This is a genomic window from Psychrobacillus sp. MER TA 171, from assembly GCF_023713305.1.
Lineage (GTDB): Bacteria > Bacillota > Bacilli > Bacillales_A > Planococcaceae > Psychrobacillus.
This window is the reverse complement of record NZ_JAMAWN010000007.1, coordinates 148,289-174,341: the sequence shown is the minus strand read 5'-3', so window position 1 is coordinate 174,341 and position 26,053 is coordinate 148,289. Positions and strand designations below refer to the sequence as shown.

At 33.7% G+C, this 26,053-nt stretch carries 19 protein-coding genes; 11 read left to right on the top strand and 8 right to left on the bottom strand.

Annotated elements, in window-relative coordinates:
- Window positions 1-242 precede the first annotated feature (242 nt).
- From M3627_RS09145 to M3627_RS09110, 8 genes are all read right to left on the bottom strand, one after another.
- Window positions 243-1,094 (bottom strand): hypothetical protein, encoded by an 852-nt coding sequence (locus tag M3627_RS09145; RefSeq protein ID WP_251555023.1) that lies wholly within the window; start codon window positions 1,092-1,094, stop codon window positions 243-245.
- 2 nt (window positions 1,095-1,096) lie between these two features.
- Complete coding sequence (locus tag M3627_RS09140; protein ID WP_251555021.1) at window positions 1,097-1,831, bottom strand: hypothetical protein; 735 nt, start codon at window positions 1,829-1,831, stop codon at window positions 1,097-1,099.
- On the bottom strand, window positions 1,818-2,435 hold the full coding sequence (locus M3627_RS09135; RefSeq protein ID WP_251555019.1) for a hypothetical protein: 618 nt from the start codon (window positions 2,433-2,435) through the stop codon (window positions 1,818-1,820). Before M3627_RS09135 ends, M3627_RS09140 begins: the two co-directional genes overlap by 14 nt.
- 123 nt (window positions 2,436-2,558) lie before the next feature.
- Window positions 2,559-3,440, bottom strand: a complete 882-nt coding sequence (locus tag M3627_RS09130) for a site-specific integrase (protein ID WP_251555017.1) — start codon at window positions 3,438-3,440, stop codon at window positions 2,559-2,561.
- A gap of 478 nt (window positions 3,441-3,918) precedes the next feature.
- The gene (locus tag M3627_RS09125; RefSeq protein ID WP_251555009.1) at window positions 3,919-5,469 is read right to left on the bottom strand and encodes a hypothetical protein; all 1,551 of its coding nucleotides are present in this window, start codon (window positions 5,467-5,469) and stop codon (window positions 3,919-3,921) included.
- Window positions 5,470-6,379: 910 nt separating this feature from the next.
- On the bottom strand, window positions 6,380-7,315 hold the full coding sequence (locus tag M3627_RS09120) for a coiled-coil domain-containing protein (protein ID WP_251555006.1): 936 nt from the start codon (window positions 7,313-7,315) through the stop codon (window positions 6,380-6,382).
- 350 nt (window positions 7,316-7,665) lie between these two features.
- Window positions 7,666-8,970, bottom strand: coding sequence for an FtsZ/tubulin family protein (locus tag M3627_RS09115; protein ID WP_251555004.1), 1,305 nt, complete (start codon window positions 8,968-8,970; stop codon window positions 7,666-7,668).
- Between the two features lie 17 nt (window positions 8,971-8,987).
- Window positions 8,988-9,317 (bottom strand): hypothetical protein, encoded by a 330-nt coding sequence (locus M3627_RS09110; RefSeq protein ID WP_251555002.1) that lies wholly within the window; start codon window positions 9,315-9,317, stop codon window positions 8,988-8,990.
- Between the two features lie 1,131 nt (window positions 9,318-10,448).
- On the opposite strand from M3627_RS09110, the gene M3627_RS09105 reads away from it, so the two are divergent.
- The 11 genes from M3627_RS09105 to M3627_RS09055 all read left to right on the top strand — a co-directional run bounded on the left by M3627_RS09105 (window position 10,449) and on the right by M3627_RS09055 (window position 25,913).
- Window positions 10,449-11,843 carry a replication-relaxation family protein gene (locus tag M3627_RS09105; RefSeq protein ID WP_251555000.1) on the top strand — a complete coding sequence of 465 codons (1,395 nt, stop codon included), beginning with the start codon at window positions 10,449-10,451 and terminating at the stop codon, window positions 11,841-11,843.
- On the top strand, window positions 11,840-14,635 hold the full coding sequence (locus tag M3627_RS09100; protein ID WP_251554999.1) for a type IV secretory system conjugative DNA transfer family protein: 2,796 nt from the start codon (window positions 11,840-11,842) through the stop codon (window positions 14,633-14,635). Before M3627_RS09105 ends, M3627_RS09100 begins: the two co-directional genes overlap by 4 nt.
- 222 nt (window positions 14,636-14,857) lie before the next feature.
- Window positions 14,858-15,856: a 30S ribosomal protein S1 gene (locus M3627_RS09095; protein ID WP_251554997.1), complete on the top strand. Its 999-nt coding sequence runs from the start codon at window positions 14,858-14,860 to the stop codon at window positions 15,854-15,856.
- The gene (locus tag M3627_RS09090) at window positions 15,856-16,833 is read left to right on the top strand and encodes a hypothetical protein (RefSeq protein WP_251554995.1); all 978 of its coding nucleotides are present in this window, start codon (window positions 15,856-15,858) and stop codon (window positions 16,831-16,833) included. Before M3627_RS09095 ends, M3627_RS09090 begins: the two co-directional genes overlap by 1 nt.
- A 268-nt stretch (window positions 16,834-17,101) precedes the next feature.
- Window positions 17,102-18,577 (top strand): eS30 family ribosomal protein, encoded by a 1,476-nt coding sequence (locus tag M3627_RS09085; protein WP_251554985.1) that lies wholly within the window; start codon window positions 17,102-17,104, stop codon window positions 18,575-18,577.
- Between the two features lie 17 nt (window positions 18,578-18,594).
- Entirely contained in the window at window positions 18,595-19,089 is a 495-nt protein-coding gene (locus tag M3627_RS09080) for an AAA family ATPase (RefSeq protein ID WP_251554983.1), read from the top strand.
- Window positions 19,090-19,466: 377 nt separating this feature from the next.
- Window positions 19,467-20,420, top strand: a complete 954-nt coding sequence (locus M3627_RS09075) for a hypothetical protein (protein WP_251554981.1) — start codon at window positions 19,467-19,469, stop codon at window positions 20,418-20,420.
- The gene (locus M3627_RS09070) at window positions 20,417-21,142 is read left to right on the top strand and encodes a hypothetical protein (RefSeq protein WP_251554979.1); all 726 of its coding nucleotides are present in this window, start codon (window positions 20,417-20,419) and stop codon (window positions 21,140-21,142) included. Before M3627_RS09075 ends, M3627_RS09070 begins: the two co-directional genes overlap by 4 nt.
- A 24-nt stretch (window positions 21,143-21,166) precedes the next feature.
- A complete protein-coding gene (locus M3627_RS09065) occupies window positions 21,167-21,982 on the top strand; it encodes a CpaE/TadZ family protein (protein ID WP_251554977.1) in 816 nt (271 codons plus the stop codon).
- Entirely contained in the window at window positions 21,979-23,844 is a 1,866-nt protein-coding gene (locus tag M3627_RS09060; RefSeq protein ID WP_251554968.1) for an ATPase, T2SS/T4P/T4SS family, read from the top strand. Before M3627_RS09065 ends, M3627_RS09060 begins: the two co-directional genes overlap by 4 nt.
- Window positions 23,841-25,913: a hypothetical protein gene (locus M3627_RS09055; RefSeq protein WP_251554966.1), complete on the top strand. Its 2,073-nt coding sequence runs from the start codon at window positions 23,841-23,843 to the stop codon at window positions 25,911-25,913. The genes M3627_RS09060 and M3627_RS09055 overlap by 4 nt, the downstream gene beginning before the upstream one ends.
- Window positions 25,914-26,053 lie beyond the last annotated feature (140 nt).

Below are 26,053 nucleotides of genomic sequence, written 5' to 3'. Positions count from 1 at the left end.
TACATCGTGTGGAGGTAATACACATGAATGGAGACAGTTATCGGATGAAAAACCGACAGAATTTGTTTTAAGCAAAAGTGTTCACTCTAAATTAGCAAAAAGTGTTCAATTCTACTTGACGGTTACAACTCGTATATTGTTTTAAAAACTAATTCATTTTATTAATATTTTCATTATAAAAACAAAAGCAACTTCTACTAAGCTTGTAGATGCTGCTTTTATATTTACAATTTTAAATGAACTTAGACATTAGATACAGTAGAAACAAGATCTAATTGGCTAACATTATATAATCTAATTTGTAAGCCTGAACGGATCTCTAAAGGCAAATTACTTACCATTTTTTCTATGATTTCCATTTTCTCGGCTTCCATAATTAAATCAGAAATATTAAATTCAATTAAATAAATTAATTTATCCTCATCGGTTGGTAATTTAGATAGATGAACAGTTCCAACCCAGTCTTCTTTGTTTAATGAAGACCAAAAAAACAAATCCCATATTTCATGTTGTAATGTAACAAATGAAGGTACCGTATAAACCTGTGGTGAAAGAAAGTATAAATCATTTGAATTTCCTAGTAGTAAGCTAATTTCTGCGCTATTTACACTTCCCTTGTACCGAGTATCCTCTATAAATGCTTTAAATGCACCGTACTCTGCTATTTCTCGAATCAATGACTTTGTAAGATCATAAGCACTTTCTATACTATTTAATACTTCCATGCTAAATCGGTGGTTTATTTCTGTTTTCCAATCCAGGGCGTTGTCATTATTTATAGATTTTAAGAACTTAGGTATTTCATTCCTAGCTGTTCCCGGATTTAGCATCCAATCATCATCAGATAAAACCGTATCCTTATCTGACAAAATAAGCTTCATAATATAATATCCATTAAAAATAGTGCTTTTTACGACTTCTTCAAAATCATATTCTATTAAGTCTTGTTGATAATTTTGCTTAGCGTGAAGTAATAATTTTCTTCGATAAAACAAATAAAGCTCATTTATTTCCTCTCTAAATTCAAGGTTATTTTTAAATTGTTCTTGAAAGTAATTATAAACCTCTGTATAAGTAATTTCTGTTAATTGCATGTTCAATCCCCTTTCTTTTTTTCGAATTTAGATTCAATATCAGAACTTATAACATATGGTGGAGCAGGACTATCATCTAAAATAAGCCATTTTCCATCTTGTTTAATAAATACCGATTCATAATAAATCAATTCTCCATTTGCTTGAATATATTTTCTATATACACTGGCTTCTTCTATTCGTTTACCAACCTCAACATTTGTAATTTGGTATTCTTTTATGGGAGATTTCAGTTGTTTTATAAAAGTTTTCTGAAGTACATTAAACACTTGAATTTGTTCTTCCTTATCCTTTGGTAGATACTCTGTAAATTCCTTGCTAAAGTGAGGATTTATCTTGTTATAGAATGTTTCAGCATCTATTTGTTTTGAATGATAAAGAAAAAACAATCCATTTACGTACTGAGAAAATTCGTTAACGTCGGTATATACATCCTTCTCTGGCACTTCGATAATTTCTAATTCTTGTCTCAGCGATAGCTCACTGTTTTTTACGGCATCTTCAGCAGAAGTTATTGTTTCAGAATCAGTTATAACTTCTTTTTGTTCATCTGATATATGAACCTCAGCTGGTGGAGATTCATCATTACTTTTTTCACTTTCATCTTTCTCTATTTTTAAATTCTTTGTTTCATTCTCCGAAACCCTTTCTTTAAAAATCGAGTCAGAACAAGCGCTTAAACTTAACGAAGCAGCTATTACCAAAAATAAGTAGCTATTTTTTTTATGAGACACCATTATAATCCTCCCAAGAGTTCAATATCTTTTTTAATTTATTTCTATCTTTATCAGTTAATAAGTTGTTCAGCTCTTTTGTTTCCTCTAAAAATCTATTTTCCTGGTACGATTTTAGGATAAGGTTTGTAAAGGGCCTTATCTGAAAAATATTACCCCTATCTATCAAGTTTGTTTGTAAATATAAACGGAAAAATCGACATATGGTAAGTTTCACTTGATCCTCTAATTCTGTTTCAATTATCACATTCTTATCAGTCTTCTTTGCAAATAGACATATCCAAAGCATAAATAAATCACTAGATACTTTATTAGGATTAATACCTATTACCTGTCCTTTTGGAGTCCAATCTCTCACAAGATTTTCTACAGTTATTGAGTGATGTAATGTTACTAAGTTTTCTTTATAAGTCACATGAGAACTAAGATTATACCTCAGAATATATTCTTCGAGGAACAGTATTTTATTTTCATTGAACGGTACTTGTATTAATCTCTTTGAACTATTAAATATGGGCTTTTGAAGTAACAAAACGATAGTCAAGTTTTCTAGTGCTTGTAATTGATTAATCTGTTTAGGATTTTTGTATGTTTGGATACAATGCATGCTTTTAATATTCCTCCCCTTTTTAATGTTTAGTATGAAAAAAAGCACCACATAGTAAGCGAAGTATTCTCTTCACGTCTACTATGGGGTGCTCCCATTATAAGTATTTTATTATAGTCAAAATTAAGAGGTTCTTTGCATATTATAATCTACATTGTTTACTCGAACAAGAGCCTCTTTTAATATATTTGCAGCTCGTTCCCTGGTTGTACCTAGTAATTCTTGTATTTCTTCTAATTTTGCTTGTTTTGCTATGTGTAAATAGTGTACGTATGCAAACCTTACTACCTCAGAGTGTAAGTTAAATCCTAGCACTTTAGCTAAGGCTTTGTTGGTTGCTGAAGAAGATGATAATTGCTCTTGAAGATACTGGTCCTTCTTCTTGACAGTAAAAAGGTATTGGGTGTCTCTAAATACGGCTCTCTCTATGGCTTGTAGCAATACACTAATCTCTCCTGGATGAGTAAGATTAAAGGTTGCAGTCCCATCTCTTGTTTCTACAAGGACATTTAATTCATCTCCAAGATCTGTTATGTCTTTTATAGTCACTCCTAATGTATCTCTTCTTCTCATGCCCCTTAAATCAAATAAAAAAAATAGCTTTGCATTTAAAGGCATTTCTGAGTTCTTATAGACATTATCTCTTTTACTGAGTAATTCAAAATAATTTAAAGTAATTTTATGCGTTTTAGGTGTGAGATCTAATACATCATATTTAAACTTCTCCATAAAGTCTACAGGTATCTTCCCTTGCTCCCACATGTAGTTAAACCAAACTCTTATATATACAAGCTTTCTGTTTACAGTGGAATCTTTTATAGGCTTTTTTCTTTGAATATCCAAGAAGTTTTTAACGTCTATTGGTCGTATTTCATGAGGAGCAACTGAGCGATTATAATATTCATCCACGAATTTTAAAAAGGATTGAATGAGACTTACTTCATTCACAACAGTTTTTGGGCTAATTCCATTTTTTAAACGATAATTTTCATAGCCAAATGGCATACTGTTTTCTCCTTTCTTTTTTCTTTATGTTTAGTCTAGCATATTTTTTTATATCGAATATTTCTTAGTTTGTTTTAAGTTATTATATATCAAATTTAATTACAAAATTAATAACAAATAAAATATCAAAACCTATACATAATTTATATTGCACAAAATAGACCGAGCAGAGTCCTATTAAACATAGGCTTTCTAAACATAAAGTAAAAAAATGGAATATACATCAATATACATTTAACTAAAGTTGGAACAATATAACTTATTAAAGTTAAATATATATTTTTTGTTTTTATTATAATCTTTTTAATAAGTTAAAAAATGGAAGTAATGGGCATAGGAAATTGAATCTCTTCGGTAAATCTATTAGATTTTAGTTATAAAAAAATTTGGTTACAAAATAGAATATTTAAAAGCATGACAAATAGACCTACGAATAATAAGTAGATCTTTCTAGGTGCGATTAGAATTTTTTTCAAAATTATTCTCTTTCTTCTAACCAATTATAAAAAGGGACTTTCATTCTATTTTCATCTTCATCCTCTATATTGAGTATTAACTCATTTAAATTCGCTTTTATTATTGGTTCAATATTTAATAGTCTATCTAACTCTTTTTCTAGCTTCTCTTTATTGGACATAACGCCACTTTCAGCTAATTTAGTTAGATAAGTATCTAATGAACGAACGTCTTCTTTAAAAACAGTTTTACAGGTATTAATTATTGGTTCTACTTGTAAATCCAGTTTTTCATTAAATTTGGACCAACCCTCATGTTTAAAAGTACTGGTATTTATGAAATGCTTTCTCAAATTGCTATGTAACAAATACATGTCCCCTGTGGAACCATATTTAGAATAAAACTTTATAAAACCGCAAATATCTCCTAAAGACACAATATACCCAGCTGTAAGTATTTCGTTGAACTTAATGTCACGTAATTGTGTAGCCATAATATTTTGGTGTAAGGCAGCGCCAGTTAAAATGTTACGTACTTCTGGTAATAGATAAAAATCAACGAAGTAATTAACTGCTTTTTCTCTTTGTGCATGATAAAGAACCAGGGGACCTTTTTCAGAAAAATAGTTTAGTAGTGTTTTTCTAAAAAGTGTAGCACCTGATTGAGGACAAAAACCCATTAAACTATTTTTAATTCCAATTAAATAGTTTCTTTGAGTTTCGGGCATATCGAAAAAACTGAAGTTATTAGCAAGGGCCATTTCTTCAATCTCATATTCTGTAGCAATTACTTTACAGTTTTGTTGACACAAGCGTTTACTGATTTTCACCTGAATTAATTCGTTGTAAAGTACATCATTATTTATTCTATTCTTTCTTTTATCTTCAGTCATATTAAAATGTGCAAATAGTATATCCTTAGTATTTTTGTTCGATGAATTAAGCTTAATACTACGGCCGGTTGCCTTGTTTATTAGCTTTAACTCAATCTGATCATTTTCTACTAAGACAGATAAGCCGTTAAGTAAGTCTTTGAAGGTAGGAAAAATATCAAGTCCACCAGTTTTCTTTACAGTATCTATCCCACGATGTTTTTTCATTTTCATTTTATTGTTGTATAACTGAACAATATTGTATGTTTGCTGTGTCCCCATAGGAGAAGCAGCTAAAAAATAGCAGAGTAATCTTTGGAGATTTAATGTGTAATTTAAGAATACAGGAGAAGTGTATTCATCCAGTAAACGAATGTACTCCATTTCTGTAGAATTACCTTTAGTAACTACATGAAAATTTGAATAATAAAAACCATCTTTTAAGTAGATTAGCTTGTAATACTTAGCTTCTCTCAAAATTCCTTGTAGAGTTTTTCTTTGTATATGTAATTTTCTTGCGAGTATATTAACGTCAATTACTATTCTATTGGTTGAATCAATATATTTGGACATGGCTAAAAGAAACTTCATAGTACTCCCGTTAAGTGGAAGATCTCCTTTAGCAAAACTAAACATATGCTTCTTGGATGGTTTAGCGTAGCCAATTTTTATATCATTTTTTAAAGCATATAAATTACTCATGTTAATATCCCCTTATTTCTGTAGGACCTTCTACATCTTGTAGGCAGATTTTATATTTATGGAAAAAATATCACTGTAAATATGTACAGTGGTAAAATCTTAGAATAAAAACCTAAAGAAGCAGCTAAGTCGAAGAGTACGTGTCATATTTTGTCGAAAACAACAGTAAAGTACACTATATTACTCTTTCAAAAAGGCCAATTTTTCTAGTTGTCAAAAGGGTTTGAGTTTGTTATTATAATAAATAACTGCACATACCTTTTTTGGCAATAAGAAAGACGCCCCGGAATTTCTCGTTTTTTGAGAATGATCCAAGTGAAAGAGATTATGATTTAATTTCTCAGCTCTTACTTGTTGGTAGCAAGCCAGGCCGATGGGTACAGTTGGTAGCTGTACGTGCATTCAATCGAAAATTTAGGAAAGACCTTAGAACTTGTTGTGGTGGCAAGTTCTTTTTTTCTGTTCATTTTTAAAAAGAAACCAACAAAAAAATACTTTTATATTTGGGTTCTGTAAAATGTATACAGAAATAAACGACTATCCTCAAATACGATAAAATAATAGCTTCTTCAGCCGAATTTATCATTATTTGACGATGTTCGTTGTGAGTGGTCATTTATAGAGTAACAAAATATTAAGCCTATCGCAATAATATTTTGTTTTACAAATAAATTCGTAATCTTGCTTGTCTTTTAATAAAACATTTGGTACGATTAAAACAACTTAATTATGGAACTTCATTTAAATTACTTTTTTATTTGGGTGGAGTGGTCAGAAGAAAGCCTCGGTGCAAAAGTACCGAGGCTTTTTTCATGTTTATATTAATTTAGTTAAAAATAAAGCAGCCGCAGATAGTACCATACCCACTAGTGTTAATTTAGCTAAGTTATTTACATTAAAAAGTTGAATGTTAAACATCTTTATCTTCTCCTTCCTCTAAAAAATGATTATTAGAGTCAATAGATTTTTGTTTTTGAACTATTTCTAAACGTGTATTTTTTAACTCTACTTCTTGATTTTTTATTGTCTCTTTTACTACATTTAACTTTTCTTTCAAAAACTCATATTCTTCTTTAGCTTTAGAAATAAAAGCAATGGTATCATTCTGGTTATTTGTAGAACCAAAAAGTTTGCTAAGGAAACCTTTATTCTTTTCAGATTGATCCTTTAACTCCATCACTTGAATGTATCTAGAAATGTCTTCAATTCTTGAATTAGTGTGATCAAGGCGAAGATTTTCTATCTTTATATCTGCTAGTAACCTGTTTTCCTTCTCCTTCAATTGATTTACTTCAATTTCAGCTGGAGTAAGTGTGTACTTTATAAAGTTTAAAAAATTATCACTTAATGAGATATTCAGTTCTTCTTTATTTTCTTCTATCTGGAATAGCCCTGTTTTAGTTATTTGTTCAACGATTGACGCTAGTTTTTCTATTTGAGGTTCAAATGGGTTCTTAGTCGGCAAGGTAGTAGTATCAGAATAAGAAATATGAGCTCCGCCAATTAATCTTTCCAGACCTTTTATCTTGTATTCATCCTTTAGCATCGTGATCATTTTCAACTTGATTATAGAAATAAAACTTAATCGATATGCTGTATCTGTATTAGGTGCATCTTCATCAAATAGATAATAAGGAAATGGTTTTATATAATAACGTAAGCCAGAATCACTCATTGAAAACCATTCCGCTATTTTGACGGTACCATAATGCTTTTTAATATCAATTTCTTGTAAAAATTCTTCTTGGAATAATTCATCTTCAAGTTTGGCATTTTGAATGACCTCAAACAAAGGATCAAATTTCAAGTTTTCTTTGATATGTTCTATTTTTTCTTTTATCTCCATCTTACATTCCTCCTGTAACGACCAAACTCTGTATGTTTACAGTATCATAATTGTAAAAGTTTTCTCAATGGCTTTCTTTTCTTTTTTAGAAAAGAAAATCGAAATATTCTCTTCGAAAGAAAAGATTTTTACTGAAAAAAATAATCTTTTCTTTTCTTCTTTGATAAAACAAAAGGATAGGAAAAAATATTTTATAAATTAACGTTATGGAACTTTAAAAAAAATATTCTTTTCTATTCTTTTCTTTTTTCACTTCGTCTATTATTATTTTTTTCTTTTCTTTTCTATTCTTTTGTAAAAAGGGTTAGAAAGGGGTGACCATTCTAACCCTTTTAAAAGAAAAGAGAAAATTATTCTTTTTTACCGAATAAAGCTTCAAACATTTCCTGTTCAGACTTTCCTTCATCTTTGTTAGTTTCTTTTTTCCCAAATAAAGATGAAAAATCAGCATCCTCATTTGATTCATTGCTTTGTTTTTGCTTTAAACCAGCGAAAATATCTTCGGGTTCATTGAATGAACTTTCTTGAAGTTCTATTAATCTATTGTTTTCTTGCACAAGTTCATTGATTCTCTTTGGTAAAGCTAGTCCAGCAAAGACTGCATAGAAATAAACATCTTTTACTTCTTTATTCTGATATACATATTGTGCTATCGGTCTTTCATTAGACAGGGGAGCCAAGTCGTTGATTTCTTCCTCAATAGAGTTAGCAAATTCAAAGTTAAATAATCTATTTGCTGTTGATTGATTAGCCAAAATACTTACTGCAAGTCTAGAAGTCTTTCCTAAATTATAACCATCAGACAAAACGCCATCTTCGATTTGTTCCTTTAGCTTTCCTATATGGGAAATACTTTGAGAAGAATCAATTTCTGATGCTTTACTTGTGAAGCGAGCGAAATGTAAAACTCCTGGTGTTTTAATTAAATTCAAAAACTCTGAACTATCAAAGTGATTTTCTCCCACTGGTTTAAATGTAGATGTTACCACATTCATTTCATGAAGAGTTTCAGCAACAAAACGATTAGAAAATTGAAGATATTCAGATACAGAAGCATTGGGATTATGTTCACTGAAATTATCGTATAATTTTTGATTATCGACAAGGATTATCGAACCCAGACCTTTCATAGCATTGTTAATTTGTTGTAATCGTTGTAATGCATTGGCTAACACGGTTTGTCCTTCATTTTTACGTGGAAGGGTAAGTATAAGTCCAAACTTCTTGTTGAACCCATTAGTCATTAGTATTTTGATTGCTTCTATAATAGATCCCGTACCAGTTCCTCCACCTAAACCAGCAACGATCCAAAGGAAATCTGTATTATTAAATTGTTTATTTATACTACTCACTATTTTGTCAGTATTGGCAGTAAATATCTTTTCTCCTAATTCAATGTTTCTTCCAGCTCCACGACCATCTCCAATAAGAAGTTTGGATGTGTTAGGATTTTTAATTTCCACTTTATCTAAGTCCAGTGAGTTTGTATTAATAAGTAATGCTGTGTAAGGGTATCGAGCATTAGTAACACTTGTTAAAGTTTCCGAACATGCTGCGGCAATTGAACCGCCACCCATACCTAAACCAAGGAAACCAAATCTAAGGCTTAGTTTTATATTTTCATCTTTTAAAATTGAACTTTTTTGGTTGTTCATCTTTTTCACTCCGTCTCTTAATTAGTCTGTTTATTTGTTAAATAATTTAATAATTCCGTACCTAACTCTGTCAAAGAATAAATTCGTATTTGACCGATTCTTTGGACATTAACTAGTCCTGCGCCTTCTAATCTTGCTGTATGAATGTCTAAGCTATGGCGAGAAGTAATTAATTGTTTCTTTTTATCATGAGCGTTAACTCGCTTGAAAAGTTCGTTTGCTACGTCTCTTAAATTTTCCTTGTGTAAAGGTACTTTTTCAGTAGATAAGGCAAATAAAAACCATTTACTTTCTTCTGAAAGACTATTGGTTAATATTTCGAATATATCTCTCTTTTCTAACGGCATAGTATCACCTCTACTTTCATAAAATCTTTACTGCATCTATTTATGCTTCAATGACTTCCTCATTCACGCCATCATTGATTCAATTACTGACGCAATACTTATTATAAGATTTATAATAAACGTCTTTTATAGAAAATGCAACTAAAAATTAATGCTATAAACACTTATAAAATAAGCGATAGTAACTTACGCTATTAATAACGCAGTTACTTCCGCAGTAATTGAAGAATATAGATTAATAAAGATTAAAATTTGAAATAAATTCACTAATAATTTTATTAGATCTATTCCTTCATTTTCAAATTTAGTTTATATATATCTAATATTTACTTTAACCTTTCTACGTGTTTAAGAGCCGTGAGATACTTTTTATTCTAGGGGCTCCATCCGTAATATCCTCTATCTAGTATAGAAAAAACTTTAACTTCCCTATCTGTTAAACGATAGGGAAAATTATTTTATTTTTTTCTTTTCTTTTCTTTTCAATTTCTCAGATTCTCTTATTTTGTTGTTCATCATCGAAGACATTGTAAATGTATAAAAAGATTTATCTTTTAACGGTCAAATAGGAATCTTTTTTCTTCAACGGAATAATTATTTCTTTTCATTAATGAGTGGGCAAAAATTATTCTTTTTGTTCTTTTTATTTAAAAGTTTTTTTATTCTTTTTCAGTATTTTCTTATATTATTCATGGCACTTACTATAAATAATCTTCACACATCCTATAAAGGGCATTGCTGCACACACATTAAAGAAGGGGAGAAAGGTGTGTGTAAAGACCGTGTGTGTAGAGTGTTCACCCTAAGATATCTTCTAACTTATAAAAGACCAAAGTAAATAGACATTTGCTAAGCGATACTAAATATTAGAACTGCATGTGAGTCCACTTGTTTTAGATTGTAATTAATTACAGTGTCATTATTCACTAAAAACAATTTAAAAGAAAAAGCACTTTTACATTCAAATACACATTAATGTAAGTATTTATAGGCAATGATTTTGTATTATGTTATACTTCTCCCGAAGTGAAAATTTTATATAGAAAAACGGGAGTACCCCGACAATCAATGAGACAAGTTCAGCACTTGTTTTATTTGTTGTCGGGGTTTTTTCGTTTAGAAAGGAGAACTATGTATAAACAGTTATTAGACAATGATTATCCTACTATACGGTTGCCAAAGGACGAACAATGGACTGGTATTGTATTAAAAGGCGAGGATCTACTCTTACTCTCACAAATTTATATACACGGTTCTATGAGAGCACCAAGTATTCATGACCTTTACCAAATGACTTACGGAAGAGAACGTAACTCCAATTGGATTTCTAATCGGTTAAAAAAGTTCGTTCAATCTGGGTTATTGGACCGATTGCAAGAAAGTTTAAGTGAGAAAGGGCAACTGGCTGGCTTAACCTACTATCATTATCGCTTAAACAAACGAGGGTATGAGGTTTTGACAAGTCATGGATTTATTGAACAAGAGGTAGCAAGGAAAGTTATGACGCTATCAAAGAGAAGAAGATTACCTTCATTGCACACTAGAGCAACCTCATATTTAGCTAATATCACTTTTTTGGAACTATTAAGTAATCCAATAAGTGTTGAGGGATTCTCACATATTAGAGGTAGTAGGCATCCTCATCTAGGGGTATCAGAAGAAACAGTTTCTGATGAAATAAAAGGCTTAATAGTACCAGATTGGGTTTTTGAAAAAGATAATAGAATTATTGCTATTGAGGTTGACACTGGTAGCCAACGTGGTGAAAAAATCAATCAAAAGTATATTCGATATCTAAAAATGGCTGAATATCTGGATAGCATAGGTAAAGAATTAATAGTTATTTTCGCTGTTACTGATTCGAGTATTTTAGATTTTGCTGTCGGCAAAGACTTGCGAAAAGAAAATAGGGATAAAAGAATTAATTCCTTAAAAGAGTTATTTCCACCCTATACAGAATGGAAAGAAAACCTTCTCTTTTATGTTGCTACAGCCAAGCGAGTTCCTAGCATAGTGAAGCATTTATTAAACAATGGTCCAATACTTTCTATTGATCGCATCTTTAGTACAGGCTCCTGGTATGACAAGATGCAAAAACATATTGCAACAGACTACAGTTTACAGATAGAGCAATTAAACGAGGTGCTGCTCCCTAATAGAGATAAGAGGTTAGATGGAGAGTTACTCCTTCAAATGAAGAAAAAAGGAGTCCTAGTATCTAGACATTTAATTTTATTTTCGGAAGAAGGATCAGTAAGCAGCTATCAACGTATGAGAAATAATGCTTATTTAACTAATGAATATAACTTAGTTCCAAGCAATAGAGATAATCCTTTATATTTGAATGTAATCTACAGTGAACAATTGTCAGCGGATGAAGATGTATATGGCCATGAATTGTATGAAAACATCTATTTAAGGGACATATCTTCTCTTGATATAAGTAAAGGTGACCTTGAGAAACAAGTTTACTCCAAAAAATTTGCTTCGCCTTATAAGAAAGAAGAGGTGAAGTTGTTTATATGATAAACGAGTCTAAATGGAGTGTATGGTTTCCTTTCCTAACAGTCTTCCTTTTCTGGTTAACTACTCTATATTTTGGTATGCGGTCATGGGTAAGGGTAGCCTCATATTTCAGAACGGAGCAGATAGGTGTAGAAACAGCTTATTTCCCGCTCCTTTTTGGAGACAGTCAAATTGTTAGTGTCGTAGCAGTCTTACTAGTAATGGGATTAACAGCATTCAGTTGGTTGATTAGTACAAGGGCTAAGGCTTTTCAAACACCAAAGCTAAGAGTACTAATATTCCTTACTTCGTTATTGACCCTATGGGGAAGTATAGCTGCTTATGGGATGTCTGAAGCACGAAGAAGGTTATTACCTTTTTTTGATAAGAGGCTTGCACATATATTTGAAGGTAACAACGTAGATACAAACGGTATTCTTGAAAATCTAGTAATAGGACAGGTACAAGGTTTTTATTTGATGATAACCATAATACCTGTACTAGTTTTATTCTTTATTAGTTATTTTTTATTGAATAAGTATGTTGAATTTGATGTGGAATTAAGAAAGGCCTTCTTTAACTTCCAATGGAGGGGCAGATGGTTACAAAAATTCAGCGAGTTGGAAAAAACAGATTATATGCCGGATATATACTTAGGGGAAACATCCGTGGATAAGGAGATGGTTACTTCACCAGGAGGAGACAGAACACTTGGGACGGTAATTGTAGGTAGTATTGGAACTGGGAAAACAGCTGCTTTAGCAGAACCTATAATCGACCAAGATTTAGACCATATGGTTCGTTTTGTGAAAGCATATCCGACCATATCGCAGCGTGCGGATTATAAATCTCAAAATGTACTAGGGAGATATTTGAATGGTCTATCCATCATAGAACCATCAAACGATTTATGTAAAAATGTCTACCAATTGGCAAAAGCTCATGGAATTCCTGATGAAGCTATAACATATATAAATCCACTTGACCCTAACACGCCAAGTATTAACCCAATGCGAGGGCCTGTAGATAAAGTAGCTGAAGTTTTTGCTCAAATTATAGCAGGGTTGAGTGACAACAAATCCGGGGGAGGCAGTTTTTATTTCGAACAAGCCCAACGTAACCATTTGAAACACCATATATACTTATTGAAGTTGCATGATCCTAATAAAGATGTCAATTTGGATATGTTGTTGGATATGTATAATGACCCTCAGCTGGTAAGAACAATGCACCTTGCTTTAAAGACCACTATTCCTGATAAAATAAATGAAATAGTAAATAGAGATGAGAGAAATCATTGGAAGATTGTTAAAGGGATTGACGATTGGTTTAACTTAAATCTTATTCCTAAGGTTATTAGACAGGGTAATTCCGTAATTAAAGAACGAAATGATAGTGGAGATCCTATATATATGGATGCCCTTGAGACAGATGTTAAGGGATTAAGAAACATCCTAAATGATATTGGCGCGAATAAATTGATTCGTCGAGTGCTGTTCGGTGACAGTGATTTTGACTTTGATAGACATTTCGAGATGGGTGGACTGCTCCTTGTTAATACAGCTAAGGGTGAGCTAGTAGACTTAGCTAAAGTGCTAGGGAAGATTGTTTTAATGAATCTGCAAAACGGTACATTCAGACGAGAACCAAAGGTATCACCATTTCACCATATTGTTATAGATGAAGCACCGGATTATTTTTATAGTTCCTTTAGAGAGTTCCCAGCACAGGCACGTAAATATAAGGTTATCATCACGCCGATTATGCAATCTCTTGCTCAAATGGCCGACCAATTTGGTGAATTCTATATGATGACTATTATAGGTACTTTGCGTAACCGTATGGTTTATGGGGATGTGTCTCCTTATGATGCTGATTTTTTCTCTAAGATGTTTGGAGAAAAATACGTCTATGAAGAAGGGCAAAGTGAGATGTCAGTCTCTCCATTACAAGAAGATCCAGTATCACGTTCAGGCTCGTCTTATTCTAAGGTAAGGGATATGGCAATGACGAGCGGAGAAATTATGTATCAAGAAGCTTTTCAATGTGCGGTTAAATTGGTTGTCCATAATAAACCTATGCCAGTCGTACAAATAGATGCTAACTTTATTCCTGAAGAACGTTATACTAAAGCAAAAATTGTAGCAGATGAGAAATCGTTAAATGTATGGTTGGAAAGCAGACGAAACTATCGTTTAGGAGCAGGTACTCTAGATGTTATTGAAAGCATAGAAGAAACAGAGAATAAAAATAATAAATACTATAAGAATGAACAGGTGGTAATGAGTGAAGAGGATTTACTTGAACTTGCTAAGAAAATTAATGAGTCTGATGTAGATGAAATTGAACGTATCGTTAATATTGCAATGGATACGCAACCTAGAGACGAGGTACGATATGGCGATTCAACGGATAGCAATATAGCTCCTGCTCATACTTATGATAGATCAACTGCTCCCGTCTCACCTAGGAGTACTGACTCAAATGACAAAGAATCAAATTCTAAAGAGATTATGCCTGAAATAATTGATTTCTCTCAAATCTCTTTAAAAAGTCAGCCTACTACTCCACGCGTACAAGCTGCTCCAATAGAGCCTATAAAAGTCTTGAGCGAGAAGGACGTAATGGAAGAGAAAAAGGCGAAACTTTCAAAGCTATATGAACCTGTAGAGGTTGAATCAAGTGTTACATCTGCTCCTGCTCCTGTTACAAGAAGTGGTTATACACAAAGTCAATTGAGCGAAAAGGGTGAACAGTTCATACAGGACATTCAGAAATTGACTGGAAAAGCCAATGATACTGATTCTAAATAAAAAAAATCTTGCATGAGTATAGATGTATTTGTACAATATAGTCAATCGGTTAGAATAATTTAATAAATTTATAGGGTGTACCCCTCATTTTGCAGACGATGTAACCATCGTTTTCTTAATGAGGGGTTTTATGTGTTTCAGAAGGCATGATTCTGCCGAGGGAATGATTGAATTACCAATGAATACTGAGTGAATTAAATCAAACAGAGAGGAAGTGTCTTCATGGTTTCAAAATCAGAAGAGGCAAAAGTTGAGGAAACAATAGCAACACAAACTAGTGAAGAGGTTACTGAGGTAGTAAATTCAGAAGGATTATCATCTACTACTGAAAAAGTTACTCCGAAAGTGAAAGTATCTAAGTCATGGGAATCCAATGCGAAATTAGAAGAGTTAGCAAATCACCAGAGAAATGGTGAAATTGTTACAGGGGTTATTCGCAGTGTTAAATCAATGAAATTACCTCCAAAGATGCAAGAAGAGAGCACTTTGATTGTAGCTTTACCAGGTGGAATCACTGGTTATTGTCCTGCTTCGGAGTTTAAAGAACGTAGTTTCCGTAATCTGGAGCAGTTTGTTACATTACAAGAATCCTTCGTTATTACTCATTTAGATTTACCTAGTAGCATAGCTATTCTTTCAGAGAAACAAGCTGCAGAAAAATTACGAGAAGTATTTTGGGAGCAGTTAGAAGATTTACAGAAGAACAACCTACTAGATAGTGTTGAATTTAATGGTATTATCACTGGCTATAATCAGCAAAAGGGTATTATCTATGTACATATCAATGGGGAAGACACATATATGTACCGTAATGAGTGGTCATGGAGAGAAAGAGATGTAGTAGATGCACAACCAGGAGAAAAAATAACGGTTAAAGTCTTAATGTTCGATAAAGAAAAGAGAGCAGTTCGTGTTTCTCGAAAAGCTGCAATTAAAGATCCATGGGAAATAGCTGCTGATATGCTTCAAGTGGGGCAAGTGATTGCTGGTCGTGTTACGCAAGTTCACCCTATTCATGGTATTTATGTACAAATTGAAGATGGAGTAGAACTGAAGGCTAGCAAAGTTGGAGCACTGGATGAGCCTAGTATTGATGATTTTGTTTCATGTCGTTTGCAGAAGATAGATACAAAAGCTCGTAGAGGAAGAGTAATTATTATTGGTTACCCACGAGGGAAGCGGAATAAAAAAGACTTTGGTTCATTTTTATTTGACGAATAATGGTTAATCAAACAAGTTCGCCTGTTGAAATGGAACAGGCAATGATCCAACTTTTTCCTCGGGAGGATGGTACCATTTCGATTTGGGACCATCCCAATTTCAAGTCAACGGTAGCGCTTCCCGATTCATACATACCCTTGACTAGGACGGAACAGGTATTGGAGCTAATAAACACTTCTAAACTGAATAAAGATATGTTAACGGTACTTAAAGTAGTTGGAGATGCCGGAGCAGCGAATGAAGATCAATTAAGGAGATATATGTCTTCCTTGCAATCTTCTTCGGCTACCAGTAAGCACCTACGCCATTTAGCTAAGTATGGTCTTGTGCAACGTCATAAGTGCAGATTAGCTTTTATTGAGGAAGATGGAAAAGAAGTTATCCGTCCCCCAGGTCCTCATACACTTGGGATAGGGGGATATAAGCTTCTCTCTCATCTTTATCCAGAGTCCAAATTCATTGCAGCGGAATCCTGGTTAGACAATTCAATGGGTATACAAAGATACGTTGCTATGAATGAAATTCGTTGTCTAGGGATTGAGTCCAAAAATGTGAGAGGTTGGTCTTGGTACCCTTATGTCGGTGGTTTTAGCAAGTATAAGAAACCTTTTGCAGTGATGAAGGTCAATAGCCCAGAAGGGGAATTGCAGATTATTATGGAGAGAGCTCAAATGGCTCAAAATTTTATTGGCTACTTCCAATCACGTTTAGAAGAGTTACGTTATCTGCATAACAGGGATAATACAATTAAAATAGACGGATTTGCTCATACTGATCTACAAGTAGTAGCCATTTCTGTTTCCTCTGTAAGTATGGCCCTATTCATTCACGAACAACTGAGATTAAATACGTTTCCTTTTGACGTATGGTTCGTTATTGACGAATGGTTTGATGAAAGTAAAGGACTAGAGACTGCCTTTGGCAAGGTGGAGAAAGATCAAGTACAACGTGTTCGGATTTCTTATTTAGCAAAGTAGTAAGAGACTATCAGCTGCTCCAGGCTATATTGACTTAGCATATGTTTAATGATAAATTATGTGTATAACACCTTTTCTCAAGGTTTTTAATCTTGCGAAGAGAACACACTGGAAGAGTAAGCGGAAACTTATTCTTCCAGTTCCCTATATAAACTTAACCATTAATTATATATAAATAAACGGGAATACCCCAATGATGTAAATGAACGTACTGAACGTTCTTTTTTTACATCATTGGGGTATTTTTTTGTTTGAAGGAGGTTCTATATTGTCCATTCTCCTTGCAGTAGGCGAGCCGTCTATGGCGAACATTTTGCGGAAATACTTTGAAGAGGGCGCTTTTGAAGTAATAGACAATGACGTACATCATCGGAAATACTTAAACGATATTATTGAATTAGAAAATCCAAATATCCTTATTTTACATGATATTTACTTACCAAGTGACTTACATACAAAAGAAGATAAGGAAAAAGAATTATTAACCCTTATCAATTCTTGGCGAGTCAATCGGGAAGATATGCGTGTGGTCTTCATTTGTGAGAGGCCAAAAAACGATCCGTTCTTAGGTGATTTAGTCGCACATAATGTACTTGATATTTTTAATGAACGACAAATAATCGCTAAAAATTTCTTGGAACAGTTAACTGCTCCACCTAGATATGCTAATGTTTCAAAATTCAAAGTTGGCGGTCTTACTCTATCTTTTGATGAAACAACAGATACCAGTGAAGGAGAACAACAAGAAGAATTAGAAGTAGGGGAAAATAATGAGGTTACTGCGGTACCTGTAGCATCCACTGTTAAAAAGCCTAAAATTGATTTTAGTGAAAAGAAAGCAGCTATTGGTAAGCAACTATCGGAAAGAACCCAGGATTTAAAAGAATTGGCCGGAAAAGTATCATTACCCAAGCGTAATGATACTCCAAAAGTAGAAAAAGAAAAGATACCCAAAGCAAAGGCGGAAGCCAAGCAAGAAAAACAGTTTGAGACAGAGTTGGAATTAGGGGACATTATTGAGTTTATGCCTATAGAGAGGGTACAACAACGGTCCGCTATCATTGGCACAGTTTTAATAAGTGTGGCAGGCGTGGTCCCTCATATAGGTGCAACCCATACCGCTATAAGTATAGCAAGTTATTTAAAGGATTTAGGACATTCTGTTGCACTGGTAGAAGGTAATGAATCACAGGATTATGATCGTATTCACACCTTATACGAGGGTGAAAAAAGAATGCTATCCAGTATAAACACATTCGAGATGCAAGGAATTACTCATTACAAATATAGAGAACGACAAGATTTATATGAGATATTTCCGCTATATGAATATGTAGTATTGGATTTAGGGAGTATACAAGACACTCCTTACCTGGAAGAGTTTAGACGCTCCCATGTGAAATGCGTTGTATGCTCAGGAGATGAGTGGAAGTTACATTGGATTGAGGCTTTCCAAAAGATATATCCGAATCATGAAGACGTATGTTATCTCATACCTGGAGCAGTTGAAAGTGTTAGAAAGGACTTAGAGGAAAGGTTAGAATGGCGTTCTGTATATTCTTTCCCCATTCAAGCAAGCCCTTATGAACCATCTACGGATGTAGAGGAGATTCTTTATGATGTGCTGGGTGAATTTATTAAGTCACCTAAGAAAACCTTCTCAAGAGGCATGTTAATTATATCAAGTGTAGTTAGTGTAGCTATTACGGTAGCTGTATTAGGAGTTTTTTATATCATTGGATAATAAGAGGAGGAATTCATGTGTTAAAACAAAGTTTTGGAGAGCATGAGCTTAAAATGGTAAAAGGTAACATAGCGATTGTTGGTGAAATAGGCACTGGTAAGAACGCGACCGTAAAGAATTATATTACGCAATTAGTTAATGAAGGACAAAAAGTTGTTGTCTATGATTATGAAAAGGAATTTGGTGGTTTGACTAACGCACTTAATGGTAGAGTAATTTCTCTTAGCGAAGAGATTTCTTCAGGTGAATATGAACAATTATACTGTATTCAATACTTACAAAATGATTCGTTGCAAGTACAACATATGGAACGTTTAATAAACGATTCTATAGTAAATTGCTTAGTAATTAATGATTTTCAATATGTATATGATAATCATCCTTATGAAATAGGAGTGGCTATTAAAAATGCAGCTAAAAATGATATTAAGATTTTGGCAATCATAAAAAAACCGAGTACAGCAGATTTTCAAAACTTAATTTCGTATTTCCCTACTGTAATTTCTCAATAATTAATCGATTTCCACGATAAGTTGCTTTTATAAGAACAATTACTATAGCACCACCTAGTAGGTCAACAAGGTATAGAATAATACCCACTTTTTTATTATCAATTATTGACTTTTAAATAGGTGCATGATAAATTATGGATAACACTTTTCAAGGATTCCCTTTTCAATAAAATTTTGTAATAAAAGGGAATACCTATCATAATTGAACTTCTTGAAACTTAATTGAATATAAAAAAATGGGAATACCCCAATCATGTAGAATGAGCGTCTTTTGACGACTTTATCTATTTGATTGGGGTATTTTTTGTTTTCTTACATATCTCAGTTACATCATGTGAGTTCGAATTTAGGTGAAAAAATAAGGGGGAAATAAGAACGTGAAAATTCGTTTAAGAACGAAGAAATTAATATGGTCTGGTTTAATCGGTGCTGCAACTATGCTCATCATTTCAGGCGTAGGTGGTTACTTCTACTATCAGAAAACGCAGGAACGAGAACTTGCCCTCAAACAGCAATATAAGGAACAGATGGAAGAGTTAGAATTAACTGCCCTACAGAGTGAGGTTGGCTATGCCTTAACAAGGAAAGTCGAAAGAGGAGATCAGATAACTAGAGACATGTTGGTAAAAGTGTCCCTTCCTTTTGCAGCAAAAGCAGAAAACATTATGATTCCCACACAGTTTGAAACGGCTCAATTTTTTGCTCGAACAGATTTAGAGGAAAAAACGATAATGGTCAGTTCTTTTGTCTATCAAGATGTGAACGTGGAAAATGACGTGAGAGAAGTAGAGTATTCATTGATAGAATTACCAACTAAGCTAGCTCCTAATGAATATGTCGATGTTCGTATCCAGTTTCCTAATGGGGATGATTACATTATCTTCTCTAAAAAGAAAGTGAAGGAAAGAAACGGGCTTACAATGTGGTTGGATAATGACGAGGCTGAGATTCTATCAATGAGTTCAGCTGTGGTAGATGCTTATTTAGAGGGTGCGAAGATTTATGCTTTACCTTATGTAGATGGGGAAATGCAAATAGGTTCTCAAATCACTTATCCAGTAAAACAAAATGTTCTTTCTCTAATACAAAGCTCACCAAACATTGTCAATATAGCAAAGCTTAATTTAGAAAAGCAAAATCGAGCAAATCTAGAAATGGGCTTAGAAGCAATGGCAGAAGAGGAACGACAAAAATTACGCGAAGGTGAAGCTACTAATAAAAACTTAGTGAAGCAAGAGCGTACAGAACAACAAAGAGAAACTGATGAATTAAATGCTTTAAACCAATTTGATCAAGAAAGTGAAATTGAAGAGGGAAGTGAATCAGAATGAAACTAATTCAGTTAATTGGAACCCGGAATAAGACAGATTTTACGTTTTATTTTAGCCATGTACTTACGAGCCTTTCAAAACGAGTGTTAGTCATAGACGCTACTTCCCAAGAGTTTTACAAAAATGGTTATACCCATTTAGAAGAAGGGCAATCACTTTATGACTTTCACAATATAGACATCCTGTGCGGGGCTAAAAATTGGATGGAAGTAGAGGAACTGCTCCGAAGTGAAAACGAAAAGGCAACAAACTACGATGTGATTTTTGTAGACATAGACTCTACTGAATTACTCATAAATGAGTGGCCCGCTTTTAGTGAACGTTTCTATGTAGGTGATGATGAAAAAATTAATCAAAGCCGTGATGTAGAACTGCTCCATTTCTTATTTGATGAAACAGAAAGTACCACAATGAAGCGGATCACCTTTACTTCTACTTATAAGTTACTAGATGAATATTTTGATAATCTAATGAACCATCGAGTTACTTGGAGATCTATCAATTACTTAATAGAGCCGGATGAACTGGAACAATCGCTTCGCATTCAAATGCAGCACGAGCAGATGATTCCTTTCAAAAAGTTAAATAAGCAATACAAAGATATTTTATTCGAAATAGTTTCTGAAATATATCAAATGCATATTAAAGAAATCAATGAGGCAGTGAAGCCTTCGTTCTTCAACTTTGGCCGTAAACAAAAACAACCGGCATTAATGAAATAAGCATAAAAAGAAAGGAGGGGTAACATGGGAAAATTAATAGTTTTCTGGTCCCCGATTCATGGGCAAGGAGGAACATCTGCAAATGCTGCAGCGATTGCTTCATTGTTTTCATTAGAACAGTCTAGTCATTCTTTACTTACTCATACTCAGCTAACCTATTCTCCATTGGATTCATATTATAGCAAAGAGAAAAGAGCGGTAGGTTTTGAAAATTCAGGAATACAGGCACTTGAACGAAAAGTAAAAAGTAATTTATTACAACCTGAAGATATTCCAGATTATACGGACACTATCTACAAGAGAAAAATGGATTTACTCATTGGGAGTTTGAAAGAAAATGAGGATTCAGCAAGTGATAACCTTCGCACGATAAGCAGAATACTATATTCAGCTAAGGGACATTATGACACCGTTTGGGTCGATACACATGCAGGTGTACACAATGAAACTAGTAAGACCCTATTAGAAGCAGCAGATTTAGTTGTGGTTTGTTTACCACAAAATAAATATGTACTTGAGCGTTTTTTCACAGGAGATTATTTTCCGTCGGAGTTAAGAAATAAGCCTTATATTATTTTGATTAGTAGATATGAGGAAAATTCTTCTCTCACTGTAAGAAATATAAAAAGAGCTCATAAAGTGAAAGTTCCAATCCTTCCTGTACCTTTTTCACCAACTTATTTGGATGCAATGAATAATCACAGTGTGGCGGAGTTTTTCTACCGAGTAAATCGAATTCAAAATGGTGATCCAGCATACTCCTTCATACGAGCTATTCGAACTGTCAATGAAACTGTAAGGAAAGCATTAGGGCTTGATAAGGAGGAAGATGGTTTATGAGTTTCCAATTAAACTTACTAATCATCCTTCTCATAATATCTACTGTTGTGCTAGTGGTCGGTATTCGTTTTTTTCAAAACAGAAACGTTGTAACAGTAGATAACGAGCACGAACGAGAAAAATACAGTCTTCCAGCAATTCAAAGGTATATATCCAATCGTATGACGGAATTAACCACTATGGACTTATATAGTCTAGGGCTTAACCCTACAGAATTTGAACGTCAAAAGAAGAGGCAAAAAGAGCTCAAAGAAATGCTGAGAAATTGTAATACGGGTAACATCTCGGCTAAGACCTATGTTCGGGAATTTATGTTTGATGAGTTAACGAAAGGCTATGGCTTTAATGAAGACAATATTAACTGGGTTATTCCTTTCGATAGACCTAATCAATTAAGTGCCCGTGAGTGCTTTGACATTTTGTTATATGTGTATCAAAAAAAGCATGGAAAATATGCTCTTGGAACAATGATTGATGAATATGAACTTGCCAAACCTAAAAAAGGTGGCGGGTTTCGGATAAATGAATTGGAAATACGAACTATTTTTAAAGAAAAAGTAAAAAACCTTTCTCTTGAAGACAAAATTCGTGTCATCACACAGAGAAATTATAGTTCATATAAAGGTTTCGGAGTGATTGATGAAATACGTGATATGGCTATCGATGGTGTGTCCGGAGGAGTATCAGATGTTCCTTCTAGTTTTGAAAATATAGATGATGAACAACTGCTAGTTACAAGTATGGTGAACAATACTTTCAGTGGTTTTAGAAGTGTTTGGATAATGTATCAAGGTAAGACTATCCATATTAGTTTCTTGGATTTTGAAACAGTAGCGGAACTCCGTAGGATTGTCGGGAACGTTTACAAGTATAACTATCCTGGTCAACTGTCGGAATCAAAGCCATTAATGGTTAATGAGATGCACGACGGTTCTCGTGTAACAGTTTCTCGACCAGCTGCAGCAGAGTCATGGAACTTTTTTATCCGTAAGAAATATGACAGTAAAAAGCTAGAAATTGAACAATTGATTACACAAGAGAATGCGGAATTACCTATCGGCGTAATAAAATTCCTTGTCAAAGGAAACAGAGTTTCAGCTATAACAGGAGCACAAGGTTCTGGTAAGACTACCTTACTTCAAATAGTAGTTGGATATATACACGAATCATTAAACCTTCGTGTAGTAGAAACCATGTTTGAGTTAGGTCTACGAAAATTATATCCCAAACGAAACATCTTAACATTCCAAGAAACTGAAACTGTTACAGGTGAGGATCTAATGAGCTTCATAAAGAAAACAGATGGCCATGTAAATATTGTAGGGGAGGCAGCTACTTCTCCAGTAGCGGCAAGTGTGGTTCAATCTGCTCAAGTTGCAAGCTTGTTTACATTATTCACTCACCATGCAAAAACCCTACAAGATTTAGTTAATGACCTAGTAAGATCCTTGATGAGAGAAAAACTATTTTCAGATGAAAAGTCAGCTGAACAAGAAGTGGTTAATGTAATTGAATTTGATATTCATCCAGAACAGAACTATGTAGGAGAACGATTTATTGAGCGTATAACTGAATGTATCCCTGTATATGGGAATGGCGAAGTATACAAAGAACTACCTGCACCAAAGTCACAAGAAGAAAGATTAAACATTATGCTTGAGTCTGCTACTAAATACTTTCAGCAACAAACTCATCGAAAACAGTTCGTTGAAAGCAATATCGTAGAGTTTAGAGAAGGAAAGTATGTGGCGGTTAATCCAATTAGTAAGAAAAGACAAGAAGAAATTAAAAGAAAACTATCTGAAGAAGATCGAAAAGAATTTGAAGAATTTATTGAGAAACACTGGGGTGACGCCTCATGACTCTACTGAAAATCATTTTGTTTATCTCTATAAGCGGGATGGTAATTATAGCCCTTGGATACGTTTATAACAGTATTCGAGGGAATAAATCGAAAAACAATAAATTAGATGTATTTGCAAGCAAGCCTCATTGGAAGACGCGCTATCAGGAATTTGCTCAGAAGTCTTATAGTTTTTTCATGCGTATTCCTGTACTTAAAGGGATTTTAGCAAGAATTAGTCTTCGAATAGAGACACTAGCAGTCTACGATATGTATAACCTTCGTGAAGCTGTAATGACCATCGTATTTAAAATATTTGCGGTTATTACGTTAGTAGTTCTCTCCTTAATTGTTCTTCAACCAGGATGGTTAGTTGTCTTTTGGATATTGCTTGGCCTTCTGTTTGTCTCAGGGATAATGCTAGATTTTTTCGTTTATCGAGTAGAGAACCGACTGTTAAAGCAACAAAGAGATTTTAATAACCGAGTTAGATTTTATTATACTCAGACCAAAATGGTCGATGAAGCGATCTTTGAGAGTATGCAATTTGTTGGTCCGGAGATGAAAGTACAAGCAGATAGAATGTATCAGATCTTAACGAGTGCTGATCCTACAGAAGAATTAAACAAGTATGACGAGGTTGCCCCTAATGAATTCTTAAAAATTGTTGCTGGTTTAGCAGTAACCATTAAGGAACAGGGTGATCGTGTCATTCAAATGGGCGGTAAAACTAAAGGAAGTGCCTTTCTACAGGGGTTAACAGCTGTAAATCAACTATTAAACTCTGAAATACTTCTTAGAGCGAAACTATCTTACCGTGTTCGTTATTCTAGCTTAATTGCATTAACTCCAGTCTTCTTAGCTTTACCACTTCAAAAATGGGGTATTTCTTCTTTTCCGATAATGGAGACATTTTATACCTCTCGATTGGGGTTTTTAGCAGAGATACTTGTATATGGCGTGGCAATACTAAGTTACTTGTTGATTAGAAAAATCAGTGAAATCACAGAAGCCAAATACCGCGCCAAATTAAAAAAAGTTCAAATAGAAAAATGGTTGTTTGAAAAAGTAGGAATTGTTCGTACTTTAGCAAAAATGTTTTCTCCAGCAGAAAATACAAAACAACATTTAACTCTTAGCAAGCTATTAAAGGATGCTAATTCACCACTAAAAGTTGAATGGCTAACGATTCAAAGAATGTTAATAGCAGTAGGAGTATTTCTATTACTTGTAGGAGGGCTTAGTTTAGGTCATGCAAGGGAAAAACACTCCTCTTTATATTCAGCAATTCCACAATCGCTAATGACTGGAAATATTGCAGAACAAGAAATGTTAGAACTCGAAGAGACAGCAGCTTTCGATAGAAGGGTGATAGAGGACCTTCAAAAGATGGAAGGTTTAACACCTGAGAAGTTACAAAGTTATGTAGCCGAGCAATTAGGAGTAACAGATGAAGGAGATAAACAGTTTAAAGCGACCGTTAATAGAATTACTGATAAATGGGTTGATGTTGAAAATGCATTCCTTAAGTGGTGGGAGGTTCTAATTTCATTCGTAGTTGCTTTTGGTGCTGCTCAAATCCCAATCCTTATTCTAAATTTTCAACGATCTATTCGTTATAAAGATATGGAAAATGAAGTTTATCGCTATCTGGTCATACTCAACATCTTAAAAGAATTCGAGCGCACTAGTGTCTTTACGTTACTGACCTGGTTAGAACGGTTTGGAATTATCTTTAAAGAACCCTTACAAGAAGCAATTCAAAACTATGATGCTGGTCCCGAGGAAGCTCTAGAAAAGTTAAATGATCAAGTAAGCTTTGAACCTTTTCAACAAATAGTAGAGAGGTTAAAGCTAGCGGTCATTCGAATTTCTGTATACGAGTCCTTTAATGATATAGAGATGGAACGAGAATATTACTTAGAGCAAAGAGAAGAGGCGAATTTTCGTTCCTTAAATTCCAAAGGTATGTGGGCGAACAAGCTAGCAATGGCTCCGCTATACACATTAACGTTCCTTTATCTCGTAATTCCATTGGTATATCTTGCTTTGTCCGAATCGGTAGAACTATTTTCACGGATTCAATAAAGAAGGAGAACAATAAAATGGACAAACATCCAATGAAGGCATTGATTATATCGGCAATCACTTTTACTTCAATAATCTTCTTTGCTTTGTTCCAGTACTTTATTTAATGGTACGGCCAAGTCAATAGACTTGTTTAGTAT

Excerpts from the sequence above, each read along its gene's own strand:
- M3627_RS09120 (WP_251555006.1), bottom strand. The coding sequence starts at position 7,315 with ATGGAGATAAAAGAAAAAATAGAACATATCAAAGAAAACTTGAAATTT.
- M3627_RS09140 (WP_251555021.1), bottom strand. The coding sequence starts at position 1,831 with ATGGTGTCTCATAAAAAAAATAGCTACTTATTTTTGGTAATAGCTGCT.
- M3627_RS09100 (WP_251554999.1), top strand. The coding sequence starts at position 11,840 with ATGATAAACGAGTCTAAATGGAGTGTATGGTTTCCTTTCCTAACAGTC.
- M3627_RS09095 (WP_251554997.1), top strand. The coding sequence starts at position 14,858 with ATGGTTTCAAAATCAGAAGAGGCAAAAGTTGAGGAAACAATAGCAACA.
- M3627_RS09145 (WP_251555023.1), bottom strand. The coding sequence starts at position 1,094 with ATGCAATTAACAGAAATTACTTATACAGAGGTTTATAATTACTTTCAA.
- M3627_RS09060 (WP_251554968.1), top strand. The coding sequence starts at position 21,979 with ATGAGTTTCCAATTAAACTTACTAATCATCCTTCTCATAATATCTACT.
- M3627_RS09090 (WP_251554995.1), top strand. The coding sequence starts at position 15,856 with ATGGTTAATCAAACAAGTTCGCCTGTTGAAATGGAACAGGCAATGATC.
- M3627_RS09105 (WP_251555000.1), top strand. The coding sequence starts at position 10,449 with ATGTATAAACAGTTATTAGACAATGATTATCCTACTATACGGTTGCCA.
- M3627_RS09115 (WP_251555004.1), bottom strand. The coding sequence starts at position 8,970 with ATGAACAACCAAAAAAGTTCAATTTTAAAAGATGAAAATATAAAACTA.
- M3627_RS09055 (WP_251554966.1), top strand. The coding sequence starts at position 23,841 with ATGACTCTACTGAAAATCATTTTGTTTATCTCTATAAGCGGGATGGTA.
- M3627_RS09110 (WP_251555002.1), bottom strand. The coding sequence starts at position 9,317 with ATGCCGTTAGAAAAGAGAGATATATTCGAAATATTAACCAATAGTCTT.
- M3627_RS09070 (WP_251554979.1), top strand. The coding sequence starts at position 20,417 with ATGAAACTAATTCAGTTAATTGGAACCCGGAATAAGACAGATTTTACG.
- M3627_RS09065 (WP_251554977.1), top strand. The coding sequence starts at position 21,167 with ATGGGAAAATTAATAGTTTTCTGGTCCCCGATTCATGGGCAAGGAGGA.
- M3627_RS09130 (WP_251555017.1), bottom strand. The coding sequence starts at position 3,440 with ATGCCATTTGGCTATGAAAATTATCGTTTAAAAAATGGAATTAGCCCA.
- M3627_RS09135 (WP_251555019.1), bottom strand. The coding sequence starts at position 2,435 with ATGCATTGTATCCAAACATACAAAAATCCTAAACAGATTAATCAATTA.
- M3627_RS09125 (WP_251555009.1), bottom strand. The coding sequence starts at position 5,469 with ATGAGTAATTTATATGCTTTAAAAAATGATATAAAAATTGGCTACGCT.